Genomic DNA, 19,275 nt, shown 5'->3' on the forward strand with positions numbered 1-19,275 from the left:
ACATGCGTTAAAATTAAATATATATTCATTTTAATTGTTTGAATATTATAAATGGTATTGCTATGGAACAGGCTGACGTTACCTCTCTCATTCCCATCCTTATTACTCTTTTCCTCGCGCTGAAGACGAGAAATGTCGTCGTTGGTTTATTCGCTGGTGTGGTCAGTGGCGTCGCTATGCTTGAAGGGACATTTGTCGAAAAAGGACCACTAGACTCGTTTAGTGCGTTGATGAAAAGCTATCTACTGCCGCAACTTACCGATAGCTACAACGCTGGTGTGATTTTGTTATTAGTGTTCATTGGTGGTTTCGTTGCGCTGATGGAAAAGTCTGGTGGTGGTGTTGCTTTTGCTAAAAAGGTCACTCAATGGGTGGCGAGTAAGTGCCAAGCTCAACTGTCCGCATGGTTCGGTGGTGTGGTTATTTTCTTCTCTGACCTTGGTACACCGTTGATTGTTGGTCCTGTTTTTCGCCCTTTATTTGATAAGTTAAAAGTATCACGCCAAAAATTAGCTTTTATTATCGATTCGACTTCCTCTCCGGTCGCAATCTTGATTCCTTTTATCGGATGGGGTGTTTACATCATGGGGTTGATTCAAAAAGAGTTTACTGCCCTGAATGTCACTATGAGTGACTGGGATGCTTTCATTGGTGCGATTCCGTATCAGTTTTACGCCTTTCTTGCGATCGCGATTGTGCCGATTGTCTCTTTCTTCAAATTAGATTTCGGACCGATGGCGAAGGCTGAACAACTAGCAGAGCAGGGTTCCGACTTTGGAAAAGTTCAGGAATCGATGAATGTATTTACGCATAAAAATGCAAAACCCAGTTTTGTCTGGGCGCCTTTGCTCGTTATGCTGGTGGTTCTATGTACCATCCTCGTGCCACACGGTTTTCCATTTCAAAAAGTGGCAGGATCAACGTTTAGGGCTGCACTTTCTTCTGCATACTTCTTCGCGGCCTTCACTTTAATTGCGCTGATGGCGTTTTATGGCGTAAGAAAGCTTTCGGATGGTATTCAGGTTTATCTGAAAGGGATGTCAAACATGATGTCAGTGGCGGTGATTCTGGTATTGGCTTGGGCGCTTAGCTCGGTTGGGAAAGAATTAGGTGCAGCTGCATACATTGCTGAACAAGCTCAAGCCGGTTTCCCGTATTGGCTATTGCCAGCAGTCGCCTTTTTGCTTGCTGGTATTATCTCGTTTGCGACGGGATCATCTTGGGGGACATTCGCCATCATGATGCCATTGGTGATCCCAACGGCCGTCGCGATTGATGCTCCTTTGTTAGTTTGTATTGGTGCGGTGTTATCTGGTGGCCTGTTTGGCGATCACTGCTCGCCAATCTCTGAAACGACGATTTTGTCGTCGACAGGGGCAGGGTGTGAGCAGTATGAGCACTTCCGTACACAGTTGCCTTACGCATTACTCAATGGAATGATTGCATTAGGGTGTTTCCTTTTAGCTGGAATCAACGCCTCGCCAGTGATTGTGCTTGCCGCCATTGTTGCCCAGTGTGTGGTTTATTTTGTGTTGTCTAAACAAAAATCAACCGCGAAGCTAGACGTGGTTTCGGCAGAACAATAAAGATAGAAATATCATAAAGCGGAGGCTCATTGGGCCTCCGCTTTTCTTTTGAGTCAAGGTAACATTTTTCTTGTGACAAAATGTGTGCGAGGACTTATTTATTCATTTTGTCTCGCAGAATCAACGCACTTAGCTCGGCGTTTTGTATATATGATCCACTATATGTCTAGTTATTCCTTGTATATTGTATTGTTGAAACCCGGAGAATAGACATGTTTGCACTCAAACATCTTCCTCTTGCATTGAGTTGTGTCCTAGCTGCACAAGCGAATGCGAGTATGAATATCCAGCCCGATCCGCAGAATCCAAACGGCTATGTCATTGCTCGTGGTGACGTTCAAGCCGTAGAGCAAAGCAAAACCTCTGACCCTATGTATGCCATTTGGTCACAAGCATTAGAGACGCGCCCGAACTCAGTGGTGGAGGCGATTGTTCCTGGAGCGGCAACCAATCCAGAAAACGTGAAGCGTGTAGAGCGTGTGTTCCCTGAAAGTGAGTGGGACTTCCTGACTCAAATGGCGGCACCTGAATACACTTACACGCGTTTCCTACGTGCAATTGGTAAGTTCCCTGCATTCTGTGGTGAGTACACGGATGGGCGAGATTCGGATGCGATTTGTAAAAAATCGATCGTGACAGCCTTTGCTCACTTTGCGCAGGAAACTGGTGGTCATATTTCGATTGATAACGTATCAGATAACCCTCTTGGATTGGAAGAGTGGCAGCAAGCTTTGGTTCATGTGCGTGAAATGGGCTGGTCAGAAGGTCAAGAAGGTTACACGACAGGTTGTGGTCAGAATGACTGGCAAAACAAGCGTTGGCCATGTGAACCAGGACAAGGTTACTTTGGACGTGGTGCTAAACAGCTTTCTTACCATTTTAACTATGGCGCGTTCTCTGAAGTGATGTTTGATGGTGATGCATCTGTATTGCTAAAAAATCCAGGCTTGGTTGCGGATTCATGGTTGAACTTAGCATCGGCTATCTGGTTCTTCCTAACTCCACAAGCACCGAAACCTGCAATGCTACATGTGATTGACCGTACTTGGGTGCCTTCACAGCGTGAACTTGATGCTGGTATTGGTTACGGCTTTGGTACCACCATCAACGTGATCAATGGTGGTATTGAGTGTGGTGAGCAAAACAAGGATAAAGGTCAACCTGTTAACCGTATTCGTTATTGGGAAGGTCTTGCCGCCCATTATCAAATTCCAATTGAAGCTGATGAAACAAACACTTGTTGGCAGCAGACGCCTTACGGCAGTCTGAACCTAAATGGTGCGACAGACGTGCTTTACACCAACTGGGATGGTAACTGGAAATACTACTCAGATCGCCCTGGAGGCCATTCGTTTGAATGTGAGTTGGTTGGTTTCCAAACGGCTTACTCTGCGCTAGTTGCGGGTGATTACGAGAAGTGCGTAACTAACTTCTACCAATCTCATGCGGGGTGGCCAGAAGTTCGTGTGGTTGAAAAACTAGACCCTGTTGATCCGGTCGATCCACCTGTAGGTGGCGTGGCGGCTTGGGATGCAGGCAAAGTGTATAACACAGGTGATCAAGTCTCTTACCAAGGTGCTGTTTATGAAGCGAAATGGTGGTCACAAGGTAATGAACCCACGCAAGGTGGCCCGTGGAAGTTGATCTCGGGCACTCCGACAGAGCCGCCTACAACGGAACCTGAACCACCGGTGACTGAGCCAGAACCGCCCGTCACAGAACCTGAGCCACCAGTAACCGAGCCAGAACCACCAGTGACAGGTAATTTTATTCAGTGGGAGCCGGGCGTAACGCAAGTCGCTAACGGCGATAAAGTGACGTACCAAAACAAATGTTTTGTTGCGAAAAATGGCCCTGGAGTGTGGGAAAGCCCAACGCAGAGCAACTGGTTCTGGGACGAGATTTCTTGCCAGTAATCGAGTGAAAAATAACCTAACCATATATAAAGACTCTGCTTTTTCGCAGGGTCTTTTTTTATATATGTAGTGGTTTATTTATGGAATCTAAGTTTTCAATAACAGCTTTTCTCTTTTGTTCTGGAGCCCATTAAAATTCGCGCGCATTTTTTATCAACATTTTTGAAAAAAGGTATTTGTACATGTCGACAAAACTGGCTAACCCAGCACCGCTAGGTCTAATGGGTTTCGGTATGACCACTATTCTGCTTAATATTCATAATGCAGGATTTTTCCCAATTGACTCTATGATTCTAGCGATGGGCATCTTTTACGGTGGCCTTAGCCAAGTAATCGTTGGCATCATGTGCTTTAAACGCGGCGACACGTTCGGCACAACTGCGTTTACTTCTTACGGTCTATTTTGGCTAACACTAGTAGGCTTGATCGTAATGCCTCACATGGGTCTTCCTGCAAGCCCAGCAAGCTTTATGGGTTGGTACCTAGCGTTATGGGGTATCTTCACTGGTTTCATGTTCATTGGTTCTCTATGCTACCCAACAGCGAAGCAAGTGGTATTTGGTTCTCTAACTATCTTGTTTTTCCTACTCGCAGCTCGTGACTTTACTGGTAGTGAAGTGATCGGTGCTATCGCTGGTTTCGAAGGTATCTTCTGTGGTGCAAGCGCGATTTACTTCGCAATGGCACAAGTACTAAACAACGAATTTGGTCGTGAAGTTCTACCTGTAGGTAAAGCAAAAATCGCTCGTAAAGTTGAAGCTGTCGCTGCTTAATCCTTTACACATAATGCAGAAAAGGGGATTAACCAATGGTTAATCCCCTTTTTTATGCCCTTAAACGGACCACTGCTTTTTCTTGTTTATGCGTTAAGGCTATGTTGATGGTTGTTCAACAGTTTCTGTAGTACTGTTGTCTGCCGTTGGTGCCTTACCCGTTTTACGCTTGTACTTATCTTCCCAGTAATCTGCGCCTTTAATGCCTAGCGCTACAGGGTTGAATGTAAAGTCGGTCACACCACGTTTTTGTTGTTCTTCGTAATCGTTCAATGCTTTGAGAGCTGGTTTCGACATAAAGAAGATGATCAAAATACCGACGATGTTAAGCCATGCCATTAGACCTACACCTACATCACCCATCGCCCAGGCTAAGTTGGCGGTTTTCACGGTTCCGTAGAACACGGATGAAATAATGATGACTTTCAGAATAAACATCAGCCCATTTACTTTGAATGTACGACGAATGTAAGCAATGTTCGTTTCTGCAATGTAGTAGTAAGCCAGAATGGTCGTAAACGCAAAGAAGAAGAGTGCGATTGCGATGAATGGCTTACCCACACCAGGTAGCGCACTTTCGATCGCCATTTGCGTAAATACAGGACCATTCGCACCAATATCAGCCGGTAGGTTTTGAATTAGGAACGTACCTTCAACTGCACCATTTACGTTGTACGCGCCAGTGATAAGAATCATAAACGCGGTTGCTGAACACACAAGTAGTGTATCGATGTAAATAGAGAAAGATTGAACAAGACCTTGCTGAGCTGGGTGATCAACACTCGCTGCAGCTGCAGCGTGAGGACCAGTACCTTGACCTGCTTCGTTGGAGTAAACGCCACGTTTTACACCCCAACCGATTGCCGCACCAACACCTGCCATTGGTGTGAACGCGTCACCAATGATCATGCCGAAAATGCGTGGAACCTCACCAATGTTTAGAAGGATGATGACAAATGCAGTGATGATGTAAGCCAGCGCCATAAATGGCACAACGATTTGGGTAAAGTTCGCAATACGTTTTACGCCACCGAAGATGATGAAGGCCAGAATGACACAGACAACCGTACCAGTGAAAATTTTAGCAAAACTGAAGGTACCAATAGCGGTTTCAATCATGTCACCTGAGCCAAATGCTGCTTCTACTGCGTTACCGATGCTGTTCGATTGAACGCCAGGAAGTAGAACACCACATGCAAAGATGGTTGCGATAGCGAAGATCCAAGCGTACCATTTTTGTCCCATTGCTTTTTCAATGTAGTAAGCAGGACCACCACGGAATTCACCTTCGTCTTCTTCTTTATAGATTTGTGCAAGTGTCGACTCTGCGTATGCGGTTGCTGCACCAAAGAAGGCAACGACCCACATCCAGAATACGGCGCCTGGTCCACCAAAACCGATAGCGGCAGCAACACCAGCAATGTTACCTGTACCTACACGGCCAGATAGTGAAACGGCAAGTGCCTGAAATGATGATATCCCTTTTGTTGAACTCTTCCCTGAAAGTAATAAGCGCCACATCTCAAAGAAGTGACGAATTTGTACAAAACGCGTCATGATTGAATAGAACAAACCTGCACCAAGGCACAAATAGATCAGTACCGGGCTCCAAATAATTCCATTCAGAAAATCAACTAATGACTGCATGAGTATTTTCCCTGTTAGTTGTGTTTGTGGTTGTTTTTCACACAATACATTACCCTTTATGTAATGCAATTGTTAACTTTTTTGGCTATAAATCCTTTGTAGCGTGATGGTGAACACAGAATAGAGAGTGATTGTTAAAATTTAGTTCTTGTTGCTTATTTGCTCCTTTGGGGTAGAAGATTTGTCTGGTGATTAAATATGCAGCACATTGTCATTAAAATGTGCTGCATATTTGATGAGTTGAAAATGCCAAATATTATGCATTTTGTGGAGTAAAGGCCTGTTTGTTTTTATGCAGATATGTCCTTATGCATAACGGCAAAGGTTAAGCTCTGTGTCATCCATCACTTTCGCTTTTTCACCAACCATAATGCTCGCTAGCAAGTGGCCAGAACCACAAGCCATAGTCCAACCCAGAGTGCCGTGTCCGGTGTTAGTAAAAAGGTTATCGTATTTGGTCGCGCCGATAATCGGTGTGCCATCAGGCGTCATTGGTCTAAAGCCACTCCAAAACTCGGCTTGGCTAAAGTCGCCGCAGCGAGGGAAAAGATCACGGATGACCATTTCGATGGTATTTTTTCGTTTTTGCGGAAGGGAGGCATCAAACCCTGCTAATTCTGCGGTGCCCGCTACGCGAATTCTGTCATCAAACCGAGTCATGGCGACTTTATAGGTTTCATCCATCACAGTAGAGCGAGGAGAGAAGTGCTCATCTTCCATTGGGATGGTGAGCGAATAGCCTTTTACTGGATAGACAGGAATCTCAATGTCGAGTTGCTTGAGTAGCGCTGTAGAATAGCTGCCAGAGGCAACCACATATTGGTCCGCTTTAAACTGTCCTCGATTCGTTTGGACACCTATGATCTTTTTGCCTACTGTAACCCAATTGCTTACTTCGGTGTCGAACTCGAACCTCACGCCATGGGCCTTAGCGAGCTCTGTTAGTTGTTGGCAAAACTGATAGCAATCGCCTGTTTCGTCATCTGGCAGATGCAAGCCACCAACCAGTTTATCTTTCACAAGATCCAGTCCAGGTTCTTGTTCAATGCAGCGTTCTACGTCCATCAACTCAAACCGAGTCCCGCTTTGCTCTAGAAGCTGCATATCCTTTTCAATGGCTTGCAGCTGTTGAGGCGTTCGAAATACTTGCAAGGTGCCGAACTGGCGACCTTGATATTCAATGGCATGTTCTTGACGTAATTGTTCCAGACACATACGACTGTGGTTAGCTATCGAAAGCATGCGAGCTTTGTTGACTTGGTAGCGAGACAGGGTGCAGTTGGCCACCATCTTACTTGCCCAACTGATCATATCGGCATTGAGGGTTGGTTTGATTTTGAGTGGAGCATGCTCTTCCATTAACCACTTTATGGCTTTAACAGGAACACCAGGCGCAGCCCAAGGCGAAGAATAGCCGTACGAGATCTGCCCAGCATTGGCGAAACTTGTTTCCATTGCACTGCTTGGTTGACGGTCAATAACCGTAACTTGATAGCCTGCTTGAGATAAATACCAAGCAGAGGTTAAGCCGATGACGCCGCTGCCTAATACGATGACTTCCATTGATGTACTCCACACATTTATCAGAGTGGTTAGTTTCTTTTCTTTACCTTTTGTTAACAATCGATATAAATTACATACAGCGTTTAGAAAAACTATAGGCTCAAGGATGAGAAGTAATTTAATAAGTGGCTTGTGTCTGTTTAGCCAAGTCGCGGAACACAGCAGCTTTACTGGCGCGGCTAGGTTTTTGCACCTCACTACGGGAGCCGTGAGCCAACAAATTATTCATTTGGAAGCGTTATTAGGTTTTACTTTATTTGAACGCCATTCCCGCGGTATTCGTTTAACCGCTAAAGGCACTCAGTTACACCAAGCAACGCAGTTTCACTTTTCTGAGCTGAGCAAACTGCTTGATGAGCTCAAAGTAGAAAAGCACACCAATGAGATTCGCTTAAAATTAACGCCTTCTTTTGCTTTTAAATGGTTAGTCCCAAAGCTGGAAAGTTTTCATCACGAGAACCCGGATATCCAAGTGCAAATCTTCGCGGAAGGGGCGTTGGTAAATAGTGAGATAAAAGACTATGACGTCGCGATAGACTATGGTCTTCATCCTTACCGAAATGCTAACGCGGAGTTGATTTTGGATGAGCAACTGCTGCCCGTAATGAGTCCGAAGTACCTTGAGGATCATGGTTGGCTAAAAGTGCCTTTTGATGAACAAGAATCCTCAATGTCAGTGAAGAAATGGCAGGAGGCGACGCTACTACACGATGCGATGCCATGGGAAAAAGCGACGCGTGACTATGAGTGGCTATATTGGGCGTCCGCAATGGGATTAGACTTTAAAACCGATGTTGGACACTTTTTCAATAGAACGGATATGGCGATGTCTGCGGCGGAAGCAGGAGTTGGGATTGCGATGGCACGAATGGCACTGATTGAGGATGAATTGACGACAGAGCGTTTAGTTTCTCCCTTTCAGCCGGTTCCAGCCAATGCAGGGTACTACTTGATCATGAACACACGAAGCCAGTCCACAAACAAGTTTCGTACTTGGTTATTACAGCAAGTGGCGAACAAATAGATATAGTACTTGGTGAGTCAGATAGAAAACACCGCCTCGATGACGGCGGTGTTTTATTTTGGATTACTGTCGTTGATAAACCGACTCGCCTCGGCTGATGGTTTCTTCCACGTTTAGGTCTTTTAGCGCATTAGGTTCAATCTTCATCGGGTTGTTATCGAGGATGATTAAATCCGCATTTTTGCCCACTTCGATAGAACCTTTATACGACTCCTCAAAGTGTTGGTAAGCCGGCCAAATCGTCATGGCTTGCAGTGCGGTATACGTGTCAACACGCTGATCTGGCCCCAGTACTTTATCGGTTCTGGTGGTGCGATTGACGGTCGCATCCAATACTCGGAATGAACTTGGCAGCGCCACAGGTGCGTCATGGTGTGTACTGAATTTTAACCCCGCCTTTCTCACCGCTTGAGTTGGTGAAATGAAATCGGCACGAGGATGGCCGAGTACCGAGTCCACATGCCAGTCACCCCAATAAAAAGTATGCATTGGAAATAGAGAAGGGAAGATGCCTTGCGCAGCTAAGCGATCTACTTGGTCTTGGCGCATGGTTTGGCCGTGAATGAGAACAGGTCGGCGGTCTTGCTTTCCTAGCTTTTCATTTGCTTTGGTTACCGCATTGATAAATTGCTCGATCGCCGCGTCACCATTGGCATGCGTCAGCACTTGCCATTCATTTTTAAAGGCTGTTTCTACGTAATCGTAAGCTTGTTGATCTTCGAAAGTTGGGTAGCCAGCGTAGTCTTTATCTTGTCCATGTGGTGGGTGGAAGTAAGGCTGACTTAGCCATGCCGTTTTACCTTGTGGAGAGCCATCAAAGTTCAGCTTTACGCCACCGATGCGGAAATGGTTGGTGTACTCTGGCGTGTTGTATTCCGAGTCCATAAAATCGCTGCTCGATACCATATCGGCGTACGCAACCAAGTCGATCATCAGTTTGTCGTTTTTCGACGCGCGTTTCATCGCTTCATAACCTTCTGATGTTGCTCGTCCTTCTTGAGCCGTGGTATAGCCATATTTCGCGTACATACCTTGCGAGGCTTCTAACATGCGATCTTGAAGTTCAGAATCAATCAACTTATTGAGGTTGAACAGCATTGCAAAGTGCGCGTTTTCTTCTAGGACACCATTTGGCTCTTGGCTGTTTTCCATTCGGCGGATAATGCCACCTTTTGGATCTTCCGATTCTGCCGTGATGCCTGCTAGCTCTAGCGCTTTACTGTTTGCGACACTCAAATGCCCCGAAGTGTGGATGATCAATACAGGCTTATCTGTACTGACTTTATCGAGATCCGCTTTGGTAGGGTAGTAATCCAGTTGGGCGTCGTCGTAACCAAAACCTAAAATCCAACCCGTTTTCTCAATGAATAGGCGTTGCGTATTATTGTTCTCGGCATTTTTTAGAGTTTCGATGATTTTCGCTACGGTATCGGCTTCGCCATCAGGAGATGGCAGCACGTTTGCGACCATGGCTTGCAGACCAACACCATAGACATGACTGTGCGGATCAACAAAGCCAGGCAACATAGTTTTGCCTTTTAAGTTGACCAACAGTGTTTTATCGAACTTGTGTTCCATCGCTCCATCTTTGCTGCCGACATAAATGATTTTCTCGCCTAATGTGGCGACGGCTTCGGTGTACTCTGGCTTATCGCCAGCCATGGTTAGGATATCGCCACCATAATAAATTTTGTCTGCGGCGGTTACTTTTAGCGGCTCGGCGACGGCTTCTACTTCTTTCGCTTCTTCAGAAAAACACCCCGTTAAAGCAAGCCCAGAGAGGGCAATAGGGATCCAGTTTTTGTTCATCGGTCATCTCCATACAGAGTAAGGTTTTTGCCTATTGCCCCCATCTCAATGAGTTTGAGAACTCAATAGGTCAAATTCACTTTAGTTCATATTGAAGGAGGATTATCAACAAGATTAAAGACTTTCAATCAAGCGCAAGTTATACCTATCGATGAATATCAAAAATGTTACCTTTTCCCATTTCATAAACGTTTTTGGACTTGGGCAATGTGACCCATAACGAGGTTCTGTGGTTAAAAAGTCGGCATGATAAGTCCACGATTTATCTCGATGACGCTCAAGGAAGAACATGAAAGACGAAACGCTATCCATCCACTTTGGTTACGAAACTGACCCTACCACTAAATCTGTCGCGACACCGATTTATCAAACGGTCGCGTACGAGTTTGATAACGCGCAGCACGGCGCTGACCTGTTTAACTTGGAAGTACCGGGGAATATCTACACTCGCATCATGAATCCGACTAACGACGTTCTGGAAAAGCGCATGGCGGCGTTAGAAGGCGGCATTGCTGGATTGGTCGTGAGTGCGGGGAGTGCAGCGATTAACTATGCGATTCTGACGTTAGCACAAGCGGGCGATAACATCGTTTCTACGCCGCAACTTTATGGCGGTACTTATACCTTGTTTGCGCACATGCTGCCAAATCAGGGTATTCAGGTGAAGTTTGCTAAAGATGACAAGCCAGAAAGTTTGGCCGAATTAATTGATGAAAATACCAAAGCGGTATATTGCGAGAGCATTGGTAACCCTGCGGGTAATATCATCGATTTAGAACGTGTGGCGGAGCTTGCTCACGCACAAGGTGTGCCTGTGATTGTGGATAACACCGTCGCGACGCCAGTGCTGTTCAAGCCCATCGAGTTCGGTGCGGATATCGTCGTTCACTCTCTCACTAAGTACGTTGGTGGGCATGGCACCACATTAGGTGGCGTGATTGTGGATTCCGGTAAATTCCCTTGGGCGCAGCACAAAGACCGCTTTCCCGTTTTCAACCAACCAGAACCTTCTTACCACGGCGTGGTGTATACCGAAGCGTTTGGTGAGGCGGCATTTATCGGGCGCGCGCGCACCGTACCATTGCGTAATACCGGATCGGCATTATCACCGATGAATGCATTTATGCTTATGCAAGGGCTAGAAACGTTACCGCTGCGTATGGAGCGCCATACCGAGAACACACTCAAAGTGGCTGAATTCTTGGAACAGAATGACAAAGTCAGCTGGGTGAGTTATGCCGGCTTGCCAAGTTCTGAACACTTCCATCTCGCCGAAAAATACATGAAAGGTAAGCCTTCTGCGATTTTGTCGTTTGGTTTAAAAGATGGTTATGACGCAGGTGTGCGTTTTTATGATGCTTTGAAAATCTTTAAGCGTTTGGTGAACATTGGCGATGCAAAATCACTGGCTTGCCATCCCGCCTCGACGACCCATCGTCAGTTGAGCGAAGCAGAACAAAAACAAGCTGGTGTGTCTCCAGAGATGATTCGTTTATCGGTGGGTATTGAACACATTGACGATATTCTAGCCGATTTAGAACAGGCACTAAACACGTAAAACGATCCTGTTTTTAGCTTTTAGTTACCCATAGGCCAGCCTTTGAAAAAGCTGGCCTGTTTTTATTTTATTATTTAAATATCAAAGGCTTTGGTGCTTTTGGTTTGTGGTATTCCAAAAGCTCATAGAGGGTGAAATTTATTCCCTTGTCACGTTTGGGGTTGTTCCTGATGATGTGTGCAAATATTACACATTGGAAGGGACTCAAATGTCTTACGTATTTCACCGTCATTGCCATGCCACGCTACCAATCATCGATAAAGGTGAGGGTGTTTATCTATTCGATAAACAAGGGAAACAGTATCTCGATGCTTGTGGCGGCGCTGCGGTATCAAACCTTGGCCACAGTCATCAAGCCGTTAAAAAAGCCATGCTGGAACAGATCGAGCGAGTGCCGTTTGCTCATACTGGATTTTTTACTAGTGACAGCAGTGAGCGACTAGCGGAATTGATTTGTCAGCGTATGCCTGAGCAGTTCAACCATGTGTATTTAGTCAGTGGCGGATCAGAAGCGGTGGAGTCGGCACTAAAAATGGCGCGGCAGTATTTTGTGGAATCAGGTAAGCCAGAGAAGAAGCAATTCATCGCGCGTCAGCAAAGTTATCACGGCAATACGTTGGGGGCTCTGGCGGTCGGTGGTAATGAATGGCGACGTGAACCGTTCAAACCTATCTTGCATCCGAGTCATCACATTGCCCCTTGCTATGCTTATCGTTATCAGCAGAGTCATGAGTCGGAATTGGATTACTCATTGCGAGCGGCGAATGAGCTAGAGGCAAAAATTCTTGAGTTGGGGGCTGACAATGTCATGGCTTTTGTCGCCGAGCCTATTGTGGGAGCCACAGCTGGAGCTGTGCCAGCGACTCAAGGTTACTTCAAACGTATTCGCGAAATATGCGACCAATACGATGTGTTATTGATCTTGGATGAAGTCATGTGTGGCGTTGGGCGAAGTGGCAGTTTTTTTGCGTTTGAGCAAGAAGAGGCAGAGCCCGATCTGGTTTGTATGGCTAAAGGGCTTGGTGCGGGTTATCAACCTATTGGCGCGGTGGTTGCGAATGATCGAGTCTATCAAGCTATTGCTGATGGAAGCGGTTTTTTCCAACACGGTCATACTTTTATGGCGCACCCTGTGGCGTGCGCTGCTGCAGTGGCAACCATTGAAACCATCTTCCAAGATGATTTATTAACGGCGGTGAATCAGCAAAGTGCTTTGCTGCGTAATGAGCTTACTTCTGCATTGGCCCATTTACCATACATTGGCGACATTCGTGGTAAAGGCTTGTTTTTTGGCATTGAGCTGGTGGCGGATAAAGAAAGCAAGGCGCCTCTGAGTAAAACCACATTGGCAGACAAACGCATCAAACAGCGAGCAATGGAAAATGGCTTAATGTGCTACCCAATGGGCGGAACGATTGATGGCGTTAATGGGCACCATATTTTGCTCGCACCGCCTTTCATTGTTCAGCCTCACCATATTGATGAACTAGTCGGCAAACTCTCACTGACGTTAAAAGAGGTGGCGGAGACATGGAAGTAGCAAACCAATATTTGCGAGAACCTATCGCCATTATCGTGGCTCCAAACGGCGCAAGAAAAACCAAGCATGATCACGTCAACTTACCCATGACAACAGACGAACTGGTTGCAGAGGCTATCGCTTGTCAAACAGCAGGGGCTGCCATGATCCATTTGCATGCTAGAGACGCCAACGGACGTCATTCATTAGACATCGATGACAACATGGCAATTTACCATGCCGTGAAAGAAGCGGTGGGAGAAAACATGATGGTTCAGCTCACCACAGAGGCGGTGGGTTTATATTCTCCGTCACAACAGAGGGCGTTAGTTAAAGCTGTGAAACCAGAAGCGGTTTCTTTCGCATTGAGGGAGTTAATCCCCGATCGCGCAAGTGAGAAAGAAGGGCATGCCTTTTTCCATTGGGTGGCTAAAAACAACATCGTGAGCCAAATTATTCTCTACGATGCAACCGACATTGAACGTTATTTCCAACTGCGTGATGCAGGCGTGTTACCTAAAGTGCATCAGCATGCATTAGTGGTCTTAGGGCGTTATCACCAAGCTCAACAGTCTTCGACATGGGATTTACGAGGCTTGAATTTGGCGCGTTTTGTCGAGGAAGAAATTCGATGTGCCATTTGTGCTTTTGGCGCGCGAGAGCAAGATTGTTTAGCGAGTGCGATGTTACTTGGATTCGATGTGAGAGTGGGGTTTGAGAACAACCACTTCGATGTGACAGGCGAGTTAGCAATCAGTAATGCGGCTCAGGTGGAAGCTCTACGCGATGTGGCTAGGCACTTCGCGATTCCTTTACACAGTGCGCAAAGTTTGCGTTCAGTTTTGAAGTAAATCTGTTCGCGGCAAGGAAAATAAAGAAGAAAGTAAAAAGGCTCCATCGGAGCCTTTTCGGTATTTGTCGCTAGTTCTCAGTTTGCACTACAGGTTGACGTGCGGGATGTTTGATAAATACCGCGACAACAGCCGCTATCGCTAATGCAAAGCAGTAGTAAGAATTAGCAACTACTTCAATTGGCGATAGGTTGAATACGGAACCTAGCAGCAATACTTGAGCGCCGTAAGGCAACACGCCTTGCACCACGCATGAGAAAATGTCTAACAAGCTTGCTGAGCGGCGAGGAGAGACATTGTTCTCTTCCGCCAACTGGCGCGCAACGCTGCCCGATACAATGATTGCGACTGTATTGTTCGCCGTACAGCCATTGACCATCGACACCAAGCCAGCGATACCTAGCTCGCTCGCGCGGCTGTTGGCATGCTTAGAGTGGCTAGAGCCAAACGCGTGGATAAGGCTGCTAACGAAATTGGTTAGGAAAGCAAGACCGCCTTGACGACGCATCAGTTCACTCAAACCTCCAATTAGCATGGATAACAAGAAGATCTCTTGCATGTTACCAAAGCCTTTATAAACGTCTTGGGCTAGATTAGTCAGTCCGTAATTGTCAATCGATGCCAAGCTCACGCCGCCAGCCAAAAGGATACCAATCGACAGAACCACAAACACATTCACACCAGATACCGCTAGGATCAAAATAGTGATGTACGGCAAGACTTTTAGCCACTCAATATCGCCAGTTGCAGGCACTTGAGTCGCTGTACTGTTGAAAGCGAACACTGCAATCGCGATCAACGCCGCAGGCAAAGCAATACGAATGTTCTCTTTAAACTTATCTTTCATCTCACAACCTTGAGAGCGTGTCGCCGCGATGGTGGTGTCAGAGATGATAGAAAGGTTATCACCAAACATAGCGCCGCTCAGCACAACGCCTGCGGTTAACGGTAAGCTCATTCCTGCTGATTCAGCAATCCCCAACGCTACGGGGGCAACGGCTGCGATAGTACCCATCGAAGTGCCCATCGCTGTTGCGATAAAAGCAGAAATCAGAAAAATGCCCGGCAAAATCATGCTGGTTGGAATTGCGGATAAACCAAGGTTCACCGTTGCATCAACACCGCCAGAGGCTTTTGCTACCGCAGCAAAAGCACCAGCAAGCAGATAGATCATACACATTGCGATGATGTCTGGGTGGCCAACACCACGCATGAAGTGTTCGATTGAGCGGTTAAGTTTCTCTTTACTTAAAAGAAACGCAATGATGATGGCTGGTAATACCGCGATGGGTGCAGGCAGCTGGTAGAAGGCAAATTCAACGCCTTGCAAAGATAAGTAAGTGCCTACGCCAATAAACAGCGCAAGGAATACAATCAATGGGATCAGTGCGACCGCAGAAGGTGCAACTGTTTTAGTTGTTTGTTGGGAACCGGACATGTAAACGACAATGTTAATAATAAGAGAGAAGAGCAGACTAATATCACATTTACGCATTGTCAACGTCTAGACGTCTAAATGGCTGTTTAAATTTTGCACGTAAAGAAAAAGATAAAAGCTCGTATTACGTATCTCACTGATACCACGAGCTTTAGTTATGCGCCAATGAAGAGGCTGTCGTTATTGCATTGATTTGGCTTTTTTGCGTTTAACAATACCTAAAACCATCCACGTAAATAAGACAGCAGCAAATGCCCATACCAGATATTTGTATTCGGTGTACAGGTTGCTCAACACGCTTAAATGTTCAAATGCAAAGTGAGTTAACAAGCTGAATACCAATACCCAAACCGTCGCCGCGAGGGCGTTACCGAGCAAAAACTCTCTACGTGGCATTTTCGCGATACCGCACGCAAGAGGCATAAATTGCTTCATTCCTTCAATAAAGCGACTGACGACCAAGCACGTAGGGCCGTATTTCTGGATAGTCAGTTGAAGTGTTTGCATCTTCGGGCCAGAGATATAGCCTTTTTTATCCAACCAGCCTTCAAAGTAATACCCGATTAGGTAACCACAGGTATTCCCAAAAAAGCAGCTTAGCCACGATACCATCATAACCATACTTAGGTTCATGACTTGTTCTGAAGAGAGCAAAGATGCCGCGATCATCAGCGATTGACCAGGCATCGGTACACCTATCCCTTCTAGAAATATACTGACAATCAGCGCCAAGTAGCCGTATTGCTCGAGCAAAGGCTTCATTGACATGAGAAGTTCGTTAATGTGTTCCAAAAGCTTTCCCCTAATAAAAGCGGAACGAAGTTGGAGTGATACTCCGAATGTCCTACTGGGTCAATTCTTGTTTCTTACCGCTGAGAAAAACTGACATGCCTCTGATTATTGTGCGGAATCAATCTGCTGCTTGTTTTATTCGCCGCCACGCTCCCGTGTGGCGACGAATAAGGCACACCTTTATGACTCTTTAGCTTTAGTAAATGCGCCATACAAATCAAGGCGTCGGTGACGTAAGTTGGTTACTGAACCCTCGGTATTAAGTTGCTTCAACTTAGTCAAATCAACATCGGCGAAGATCATCATTTCGGTGTTGGCGCTTGCTTCTGTCAAGGTCGCATCGTGCGGGAAGTAGATATCCGACGGTGAGAATACGGCAGATTGTGCGTACTGGATGTCCACGTTATCAACACGAGGTAAGTTACCGACACTGCCACCAATTGCAACATAGCATTCGTTTTCAATGGCTCGCGATTGGGAACAAATTCGTACTCGTTGGTAGCCATTTTTTGTGTCCGTCCAGAAAGGAACGAATACAATTTGTGCGCCTTGTTCTGCTAACATTCTTCCCAATTCAGGGAATTCGCTGTCATAACAAATCAGTATGCCGACTTTGCCCGCATCGGTTTCGAAAACTTGAACATTGTCACCACCGTCGATCACCCAGTCTCTTTGTTCATGAGGCGTGATGTGGATTTTATATTGAGCGTTGATTTCACCATCTCGTTGCAGCAAGTAGGCCACATTATACAGTTTGCCATCTTCGATAACGGGCATACTGCCTGCAATAATGTTGATGTTGTAGGTGACCGCCATCTGCGAGAAACGGTTTTTGATCTCTTCTGTAAAGCTAGCCAAAAAGCGGATTGCTTCAACGGAATTTTTGTCGTTTTGCAAGCCCATCAGCGGTGCGTTAAAGAACTCAGGGAATAGGGCGAAATCGGCTTTATAGTTCGCAAGAGAAGAGATGAAGAACTCAGCCTGATCGAGCAAATCCTCTAGGTCATTCATCGCGCGCATTTGCCACTGGACGACACCAATCCGAATCAGCGTTTTTTCTACATCGTGTACGGATTGAATATCCTCTTCGTAGAAAAAGTTATCCCACTCCAGCAGTGTCGCGTAACCTTTAGAAGCGCTATCCTCTGGTAAGTAGCCGCGCATAATTCGTTTTACATCGAAGTCGTTAGCAAGCTGAAAAGACAAAATAGGGTCATGAAGCTCACGGCGTTTTACTTTGTCGATGTACTCTGCAACGCTCAGTTCATCTGCGTATTGGTGGTAATTAGGAATGCGACCACCGGCTAAAATGGCTTTGAAGTTTTTACTACGGCAAAGCTCTTTACGCGCATCATATAAACGTCGACCCAAACGTAGCCCTCGATAGTCTGGGTGGACAAATACATCGAGACCATACATTGCATCACCGGTTACTTGATTCTGTATGACGTTGTTTTCGGTAATGATGTCGGTATACAGGTGAGGAAGAGAAAAGCGGTTGTAGTCCACTTTAATGGTTAATGCTGCACCGACTATTTTGCCGTTATCTTCAATACAGATTTGGCCATCAGGAAACTGATGAATGAGATCCATAATTGTCAGCCGTGGCCATGAGCCGCCAACATCAGGAAACACTAAGTCCATTAGTTCTGCAAGCTCAGGGTAATCCGTTGGCTCAATGGTACGTAATGAGAGTTTGGGCGAATTGCTGTCCATATCTTTCAATCCATTTATCCTTTTGAAACAGTGTTAATGAGAATGCCACAATTTGGAGCAGACAGATACTGAAGTCTTTGAGTTGTTTTGGGTTACCAAAAGCATTTCAAGAAAACAATATTAGCTTAGTTTGCTCTTCAACCATTCGTAAAACGCCGCCACTTTCTTAGCCGATAGGCGATAATTTGGGATCATCACGTAATAACCATAACCACTCTGTAAAGATAGGTTAAGAATACGTTGGATATCCCCTCTTAAAATAGAATTCTGCGCCATAAAATCAGGAAGTAAGGCGAGTCCTTTTCCCATTTTGACGGCTTCGTAAGCTAGGTAAAAATGTTCAAAGCCTACAGAGTGATAGGTAACGGTTGATTCTACTGCATGTGCAGCCTTAAATTGCTCCCACAACTGAGGGCGAGTGATTTGAGGTATCAACGGATAGTCGCTAACAGCGTGCACACTCTTGAGTGCAGGAGCGTTAGTACAACCGACCAATAGTAGTATTTCTTCGCATAGCAAGTGGCTGTATTCATAATGCGTGGACAATGGAAGACAACGAATATGCAAGTCGCTTTCACCGCTTGAACCTTTGATGTTCCCATCTCCGGTACAGATTCTTATACGGATATTGGGATGTCGCTGGTGGAAGTCATCAATATGAGGCACCAACCAAAGGCTAGCGAAAGAAGGAGTAACATCCACGGTGAGCAATTCTTGCTTTGAATCTGATTGGATTAAGTTGGCGGTTGCATTCTGAATAAGTTCTAGTGCTTCTGTGACTTGCGGTAGGTAGCGTTTTCCTTCCTCAGTTAACTCAATACCATTCGAGCCTCTTTGTATTAAAGGTAAACCCACTAGTTGTTCAAGCGCGGCGATTTGTTTGCTTACTGCGCTTTGTGTAATGCATAGGGCATCCGCCGCTTTAGAGAAGCTGAGGTAATTTGCAACCGCGACAAACGTCCTCAATGCTCGGATAGAAGGGTACTCACTGCCTTTTAACATACTTCAGTCCCATGGAGATAGCCTCTTCACAGAGTAGGAGATTTACCTATTGAAGCAAAGAGAGAAAAAGCCGATGTGTGA

The 19,275-nt window shown here is 45.8% G+C and carries 14 protein-coding genes; 7 read left to right on the forward strand and 7 right to left on the reverse strand.

Going from position 1 to position 19,275, the window contains the following annotated elements; genetic code table 11:
- Positions 1-62: 62 nt before the first annotated feature.
- From NDJ01_RS18660 to NDJ01_RS18670, 3 genes are all read left to right on the forward strand, one after another.
- Entirely contained in the window at positions 63-1,586 is a 1,524-nt protein-coding gene (locus tag NDJ01_RS18660) for a Na+/H+ antiporter NhaC family protein (RefSeq protein ID WP_258587121.1), read from the forward strand.
- A 212-nt stretch (positions 1,587-1,798) separates the two neighbouring features.
- Positions 1,799-3,502, forward strand: coding sequence for a chitinase (locus NDJ01_RS18665; RefSeq protein WP_053808716.1), 1,704 nt, complete (start codon positions 1,799-1,801; stop codon positions 3,500-3,502).
- A 182-nt stretch (positions 3,503-3,684) separates the two neighbouring features.
- Positions 3,685-4,275, forward strand: a complete 591-nt coding sequence (locus tag NDJ01_RS18670) for an acetate uptake transporter (RefSeq protein ID WP_005391518.1) — start codon at positions 3,685-3,687, stop codon at positions 4,273-4,275.
- A gap of 99 nt (positions 4,276-4,374) precedes the next feature.
- Here the strand turns inward: NDJ01_RS18670 and NDJ01_RS18675 are convergent, their stop codons facing one another.
- Together NDJ01_RS18675 and NDJ01_RS18680 are read right to left on the reverse strand one after the other, a co-directional pair.
- A complete protein-coding gene (locus NDJ01_RS18675) occupies positions 4,375-5,922 on the reverse strand; it encodes a sodium:alanine symporter family protein (protein ID WP_012842106.1) in 1,548 nt (515 codons plus the stop codon).
- Between the two features lie 306 nt (positions 5,923-6,228).
- Positions 6,229-7,485, reverse strand: a complete 1,257-nt coding sequence (locus tag NDJ01_RS18680) for a D-amino acid dehydrogenase (protein ID WP_170892538.1) — start codon at positions 7,483-7,485, stop codon at positions 6,229-6,231.
- Positions 7,486-7,591: 106 nt separating this feature from the next.
- On the opposite strand from NDJ01_RS18680, the gene NDJ01_RS18685 reads away from it, so the two are divergent.
- Positions 7,592-8,509: a LysR substrate-binding domain-containing protein gene (locus tag NDJ01_RS18685; protein ID WP_258587122.1), complete on the forward strand. Its 918-nt coding sequence runs from the start codon at positions 7,592-7,594 to the stop codon at positions 8,507-8,509.
- Between the two features lie 63 nt (positions 8,510-8,572).
- Here NDJ01_RS18685 and NDJ01_RS18690 read toward each other — a convergent pair whose 3' ends face one another.
- Complete coding sequence (locus NDJ01_RS18690) at positions 8,573-10,318, reverse strand: amidohydrolase (protein ID WP_065645085.1); 1,746 nt, start codon at positions 10,316-10,318, stop codon at positions 8,573-8,575.
- Positions 10,319-10,607: 289 nt separating this feature from the next.
- Here NDJ01_RS18690 and NDJ01_RS18695 point away from each other — a divergent pair, with 289 nt between their 5' ends.
- From NDJ01_RS18695 to NDJ01_RS18705, 3 genes are all read left to right on the forward strand, one after another.
- Entirely contained in the window at positions 10,608-11,876 is a 1,269-nt protein-coding gene (locus NDJ01_RS18695; RefSeq protein WP_258587123.1) for an O-acetylhomoserine aminocarboxypropyltransferase/cysteine synthase family protein, read from the forward strand.
- A 208-nt stretch (positions 11,877-12,084) separates the two neighbouring features.
- A complete protein-coding gene (locus tag NDJ01_RS18700) occupies positions 12,085-13,416 on the forward strand; it encodes an aspartate aminotransferase family protein (protein ID WP_258587124.1) in 1,332 nt (443 codons plus the stop codon).
- Positions 13,407-14,246, forward strand: coding sequence for a 3-keto-5-aminohexanoate cleavage protein (locus NDJ01_RS18705; protein ID WP_258587125.1), 840 nt, complete (start codon positions 13,407-13,409; stop codon positions 14,244-14,246). The genes NDJ01_RS18700 and NDJ01_RS18705 overlap by 10 nt, the downstream gene beginning before the upstream one ends.
- A gap of 70 nt (positions 14,247-14,316) precedes the next feature.
- On the opposite strand, the gene NDJ01_RS18710 is transcribed toward NDJ01_RS18705, so the two are convergent.
- The 4 genes from NDJ01_RS18710 to NDJ01_RS18725 form a co-directional block, all read right to left on the reverse strand.
- Positions 14,317-15,684: a Na+/H+ antiporter NhaC family protein gene (locus NDJ01_RS18710; protein ID WP_186437868.1), complete on the reverse strand. Its 1,368-nt coding sequence runs from the start codon at positions 15,682-15,684 to the stop codon at positions 14,317-14,319.
- A 180-nt stretch (positions 15,685-15,864) separates the two neighbouring features.
- Complete coding sequence (locus tag NDJ01_RS18715) at positions 15,865-16,452, reverse strand: DedA family protein (RefSeq protein WP_005391489.1); 588 nt, start codon at positions 16,450-16,452, stop codon at positions 15,865-15,867.
- A 204-nt stretch (positions 16,453-16,656) separates the two neighbouring features.
- Positions 16,657-18,192 (reverse strand): bifunctional GNAT family N-acetyltransferase/carbon-nitrogen hydrolase family protein, encoded by a 1,536-nt coding sequence (locus NDJ01_RS18720; protein ID WP_005391488.1) that lies wholly within the window; start codon positions 18,190-18,192, stop codon positions 16,657-16,659.
- Between the two features lie 120 nt (positions 18,193-18,312).
- Complete coding sequence (locus NDJ01_RS18725) at positions 18,313-19,194, reverse strand: LysR family transcriptional regulator (protein ID WP_258587126.1); 882 nt, start codon at positions 19,192-19,194, stop codon at positions 18,313-18,315.
- Positions 19,195-19,275: the final 81 nt, after the last annotated feature.

The sequence above is a fragment of the Vibrio sp. HS-50-1 genome (assembly GCF_024747315.1).
Lineage (GTDB): Bacteria > Pseudomonadota > Gammaproteobacteria > Enterobacterales > Vibrionaceae > Vibrio > Vibrio diabolicus.